A 2,683-nucleotide genomic window follows, 5' to 3' on the forward strand; every position below is an offset into this window, starting at 1 on the left:
CATTGACGTATATGGACAGCGTTGTCTTGCGCTCCGTAATCGGCTTCCCGTCCTTGTCAAGAACAATAGCGCCGTATTCATCGGTTACTATGACAGTTTCGGTTTCGGATTCTGTGCGATATGAGACTTCGTTCATATCAAGAAACACCTCACGAAGCCTTTCTGCGTTCTCAGGCGACATTTCCGTTACGTCGGATGGGGTTTCTGCATCTGCACCAACTTTTATGGCGTATACGCCCACCACGTCGGCCCAATTCGGTACGGTGCTTTCGATGCTCTCCATATCGCCCTCATAAATAATCTCTACAACATCGGCAGCGCCTTGTGAAGTCAGTTCGGCAATTTTGCTTTCTATTTCATTCTTAAACTCGGTGTTGATGGCTTCTATGGCCTCTGTCATGGGCTTATCGCCGTCAGCCGCTTCATTTGCGGAGAATACACCGAACAATGAAAGCAGGGCAACCACGAGTACCGCTAATACTGCAATTACGATAGCTATCCAGCCTCCGGCGGCGATTGCCGCAACAAGTTCCTTTACTGCCGAAATGATAGCTTTAATAATGGCGGCAATGGTTTTTGCGGCAGCTTTTGCGGTTGTCGCTGCGGCTTTAGCGGCAAGCTGCGCTGTGCGCCCTGCCGTTTGAGCTGCCTTTGCGGTAGCCTTAGCGGTTCTTTGCGCCGCCTTTGCTGTGTGTTGTGTGGTTTTAACTGTCCTCTCCGTTGTTTTGACGGTATGCTGTGCAGCCTTAACGCCGCGCCGTATGGGTTTAACCGTTCCTTTCGCTGCCGCTTTAGATGGTTCAGTACTCTGCTTAATGCTTTGAGTAGCGCTTTGGGTTGTCAGCCGCAAGGCCTGATTGTTTCTCTTGGCGTATTCCCGGCCTTGCCGCACGGTATTGCTTTCGGCAGAATAAAAGGAGGAACGGCTTTGTTCCGTTCCTACCTGCGATTGCCTGTTCTGTTTTATACGGCGGCTTGCTTTTAGCATAAGCCGCTTCCCGCGGTATGCAGTCTCGTTTCCAATGCGGTGCGCTGCTTTGGTAGCAGCATATTCAATGCGCGCCTCTGCATATTGCTCAGGCTGTTCATCATGCGGCTGCTGCGGCTCCGCAACGGACTGCGCCTGCTTCTTTGCCGATAAAAGCGAACGCCGCATGAGATCTTTCGGTACTCGTGCGGCGGCGGTTTTAATGCGCGGAGCGCGGTCTGGTGGGTTGGTTTTGATGGGGTTCAAGGTTTGACCTCCTATATTTAAATTATAGTAATCGCATGAGCGGTAGTTAATAGCATTTAAGTAAGGTGGAGTCCCATCCATTGTACTCATAAACCTGCATAGTGCCTCTAACAGGTTCTGCATCATTTGGTTCGAATAAAGTTAGGCAATAGCCTTCCAATCCTACTAACTCCATTCTTGTGCTTTTATAAGCCACTCCCCCATATCCCTTCGAAATAAGATATTTGCTAAATTTTCTGAAAGGAATATATGCTTCTAATTCTGGGTCATCTTTTTTATCGACGGCGTAAAAAACAGCCTCACATATATTGTCTAACACTAAATAAGAGAACCGCTGTAAGACATATGTTTGGATTATTTCGTTAAACCCATATTTGTATAATACACGGTTAAAATCTGCCTTCGAAATGCCTGAAACCGCATATTTCCGTGCCCTCTTATTAAACTTTGAACTGCTTTTGAGTATGTCAAGTATTTCTTTTACAATGTAAACTGGCAGTTCTTGTAATTCATAAGTTAGCTGGTTTAAATCTAATCCCTTATAAGTCAGATCTAATATTCTTATATCTGAGTTAACCGGTTTAAATTGACATACTGCAACAGTAGTATCTTTTGTTAATCGTTTCTCTTCGAAACAAGTTCTTTGGGATACAAGAATGTTTCCATTCTTTTTATCGTGATTATCATAAGATAGATAAAGGTATGCCACTCCATCGTCATTCCACCTATTGTCCTTACAGTATTCTGGATCAGGCATTATGTATTTGTATGAATCATATGGACAATAAGTGCTGGCACGATATAAGTTGGTAAAGTCGCTAAGCTTCTTTTCGGTAAAAGTGGGCATTTGCTTAACTGTTGAATTTATTAAATCTTCAAAAATACCCATAAATTTACCCTCAAGTGCGCCTGATTCAGAAGAAAAATCTATTGATTTCCATAGCTTAAGTATGTTGGCTTGAGTAATCTTCCAGTACTCGTTTGCATAAATGGAGGCGAAATCTCCATCCTCTAGATGATGATATATGGCAGATGTCATAAACCAAACACTGCTTAAATATTTTGTATTAAATTCTTCCTTGGCTTTACGGCATAGTTCGTTATTGGGAAATTTAAAAAATGAGTCAAAACGCTTTATAAACTTATATAACCCATATAGACTATTGTACATCTGCTCCTGAAAATCCAAATTTTTGCTTTTTGCGATAATGCTGGAAAGTACTTTCATTATATTGCAGTCAAATCGGGTATTGTATTTATTCAACTCTATCTGAAGGTACATCGGATAAAACATAAGTCCACCTCCTAATCAAAATTATAAAATATTATAACACGACAAAATAGACGGTGGTAAAATGTTTTTTTAAAAGCCTACTCTCGTATTTTCATTTCCCCCGGCTTGTTATGCAAAGCTTTCCATAACAAGCCTAATGAAAAGTTTTGAATAAT

Annotated in this window: 1 protein-coding gene and 1 pseudogene; both read right to left on the bottom strand. The window is 42.3% G+C overall.

The genetic code is table 11. The features are described from left to right. A pseudogene (locus ACQY3M_RS07485) lies at positions 1-1,234 on the bottom strand (hypothetical protein); the annotation flags it as partial. A 46-nt stretch (positions 1,235-1,280) separates the two neighbouring features. After that, on the bottom strand, positions 1,281-2,528 hold the full coding sequence (locus tag ACQY3M_RS07490; protein WP_428067187.1) for a hypothetical protein: 1,248 nt from the start codon (positions 2,526-2,528) through the stop codon (positions 1,281-1,283). Positions 2,529-2,683: the final 155 nt, after the last annotated feature.

The sequence above is a fragment of the Candidatus Proelusimicrobium volucris genome (assembly GCF_959605025.1).
Lineage (GTDB): Bacteria > Elusimicrobiota > Elusimicrobia > Elusimicrobiales > Elusimicrobiaceae > Proelusimicrobium > Proelusimicrobium volucris.

Bases quoted from the DNA above. Each gene is read 5' to 3' on its own strand.
- ACQY3M_RS07490 (WP_428067187.1), bottom strand. From the start codon at position 2,528: ATGTTTTATCCGATGTACCTTCAGATAGAGTTGAATAAATACAATACC.